Origin of the sequence: Kitasatospora nipponensis (genome assembly GCF_039528135.1) — a bacterium.
Classification (GTDB): domain Bacteria; phylum Actinomycetota; class Actinomycetes; order Streptomycetales; family Streptomycetaceae; genus Kitasatospora; species Kitasatospora nipponensis.
Map to the genome: position 1 here is coordinate 1 of NZ_BAAALF010000379.1, position 2609 is coordinate 2609.

The following is a 2609-nucleotide window of genomic DNA, read 5'->3' on the forward strand; positions in this document are numbered from 1 at the left end:
CGCGGTGGAGGCCGCGGTCTGCGCCCTGGCGGTGGCCGGCGGCGTCCTGCCGCCCACCGTGAACCTCGAATCGCCCGATCCGGCCTGTGCGTTGGATCACGTGCGCAAGGCGCCCCGGTACCAGCCGGTGGCCGCGGCGCTCTCCAACTCCTTCGCCTTCGGCGGCCACAACATCAGCCTGGTGTTCGGGACGCCCAGCACCGAGCGGCTCAAGTACCCAGCGGGAGTGCAGTCATGACGGTGCAGAGCATCGCCTATGTGGAGTTCCAGGTCGAGGACGCGCACAAGAGCGGGGCCGCGCTGGCGCAGGACTACGGGTTCGCCCTGCTGCCGCTCGACCTGCCGCACCGGCCCGGTGTGGAGGCGGTGCTGGCCCGGCAGGGCGGCATCCGGCTGCTGCTGGTCAGCGCGGTCGACCCGGGCCACCCGGTGGCGGACTTCGTGCGGCGGCACGGCGACGGCGTCGCGGTGATCGCGCTGCGCTGCGCGGACCCGGCGGCGGCGCTGGAGCGGGCGGTGGCGGGCGGGGCGCGGCGGCTGGCCGATCCCGGGGCGATCGCCGGCTTCGGCGACATCGCGCTGAGCCTGGTGGACGACGCGGACCCGGTGCTCCGTGCCGAGGAGCCGGGCCCGGACCCGGAGTCCACCCGCGCCGACCCGGCGGGTGAGCCGGCCGGCGCCCTGCTGCACACCCTGGACCACGTGGCGATCTGCCTGCCCGGCGGCGAGCTGGCCGGCGCGGTGGCCTTCGCCGAGCGGGCGCTGGGCCTGGCGGTGACCTTCCGGGAGTACATCGAGGTCGGCGACCAGGCGATGGACTCGCGGGTGGTGCGCGACGCGTCGGGCCGGGTGACCTTCACCCTGCTGGAGCCCGACCTGCGGCGCAGCCCCGGCCAGATCGACGGCTTCCTCCAGGCGCACGGCGGCGCCGGCGTCCAGCACCTGGCCTTCGAGACCGCCGACATCGCCCGGGCCGTGCGTGAACTGGGCCGCGGTGGCGTGGAGTTCCTCAGCACCCCGGCCACCTACTACGAGCAGCTGACCGACCGGATCGAGGAGTTTGGCATCCCGGTGGAGACGCTGCGCGAACTGGACGTCCTGGTGGACGAGGACCACGGCGGGCAGCTGTTCCAGATCTTCACCCGCTCGGTCCACCCGCGCCGCACCTTCTTCCTGGAGCTGGTCGAACGCCGCGGCGCCGGCAGTTTCGGCTCCGCCAACATCAAGGCCCTCTACGAGGCGGTCGAGCGGCAGCGCGCCGCCGGCCGGGCCTGAGAGCAAGGAGACCCACGTTGACGAGCAGCATCGAGCTGCCGGCCCCGGCCGGCTTCGCCCTGAGTGAGGCCGAGCGCGAGCTCCTGCCGTCGGTGGAGGACGTCCTCCACTACGCCGAGCACGGCTGGTACCTCTCCCGCCGGCTCTTCTCGGACCAGGAGCTGGACGCCCTGCAGGCGGCCACCGAGGAGTACTACGCGGGCCGACGCGATCGCGAACTGCCGCTGAGGCCACCGAACCTGGCCTCCTGGCAGCCGTCCGACGGGCCGGTGCAACGGCACAACGACTACGTGCACTACGAGAGCGAGGAGATCGGCCGGATCCTGTGCAAGCCGCTGCTCGGCGCGGTCGCGGCCCGGCTCGCCCAGGCCGGGGAGATCCGGGTCTTCCAGGCCACGCTGATCTTCAAGCCGCCGAACCCCCAGGAGCCGAGCAACCTGGTGCCCTGGCACTTCGACAAGCACTACTGGCAGACCTGCACCTCGCAGCGGATGCTCACCGCCTTCATCCCCTTCCACGACTGCGGGCCCGAGCAGGGCACCATCACCATGGTGGACGGCAGCCACCGCTGGCAGGAGCGGCCGGGCGGCGACGACTCCAGCCGCCACTTCGCCCAGCGCGACCGCTCCGAGCTGGAGACGATCCTGGAGCTGAACGCCGACTTCAACGGCGAGCAGGTGCGCAAGATCCCCATCGAGATCCCGCGCGGACACGTCTCCTTCCACCACTGCCGCACCTACCACGGCAGCGGCCCGAACCTCTCCCCGCTGCCGCGCCGGGCCGTCTCCCTGCACCTACAGGACGGCGCCAACCGCTACCGCCCCTTCGGCCGCCCGGACGGATCGCCGGTGGTCTACAACCACGACGTGCTGGTGCGCCGCGACCAGGACGGCCGACCGGACTACGCCGACCCGCTCTTCTGCCCGCCGCTGTGGCAGGGCCGCCGGTGACCGCGCATCCCGCGGCGCTGGAGACGCCCGCCGACCGCTACCGGATGATGCGGCTGATCCGCTCCTTCGAACTGCTCGCGCTGAACTGGGTGCGCAGCGGCGTGATCGTCGGCGGCACCCACCCCTACATCGGCCAGGAGGCCGTGGCGGTCGGGGTCTGCGCGGCACTGCGGCCCGCGGACCGGATCACCAGCACCCACCGCGGGCACGGCCACGTGCTGGCGAAGGGCGCCGACCCGGGCCGGTTGCTGGCCGAACTCGCCGGCCGGGAGAACGGGTTGAACCACGGCCGGGGCGGCTCCATGCACGCCGCCGACCTGGGACTGGGGATCCTGGGCGCCAACGGCATCGTCGGCGCGGGCGCCCCGATCGCGGTCGGCGCCG

Annotated in this window: 3 protein-coding genes and 1 pseudogene; all 4 read left to right on the plus strand. The window is 73.3% G+C overall.

Translation table 11 applies throughout. The features are described from left to right. Positions 1-238 (plus strand): annotated as a pseudogene (locus tag ABD323_RS40340) (beta-ketoacyl synthase); the annotation flags it as partial. Then, positions 235-1275 (plus strand): 4-hydroxyphenylpyruvate dioxygenase, encoded by a 1041-nt coding sequence (hppD, locus tag ABD323_RS40345; protein ID WP_344447093.1) that lies wholly within the window; start codon positions 235-237, stop codon positions 1273-1275. The pseudogene ABD323_RS40340 and the gene hppD, both read left to right, overlap by 4 nt. A gap of 17 nt (positions 1276-1292) precedes the next feature. After that, entirely contained in the window at positions 1293-2225 is a 933-nt protein-coding gene (locus tag ABD323_RS40350) for a phytanoyl-CoA dioxygenase family protein (RefSeq protein WP_344447094.1), read from the plus strand. After that, positions 2222-2609, plus strand: a 388-nt coding sequence (locus ABD323_RS40355; RefSeq protein WP_425556332.1) for a thiamine pyrophosphate-dependent enzyme, incomplete at its 3' end; no start/stop codon positions are given. The genes ABD323_RS40350 and ABD323_RS40355, both read left to right, overlap by 4 nt.

Bases quoted from the DNA above. Each gene is read 5' to 3' on its own strand.
- hppD (WP_344447093.1), top strand. From the start codon at position 235: ATGACGGTGCAGAGCATCGCCTATGTGGAGTTCCAGGTCGAGGACGCG.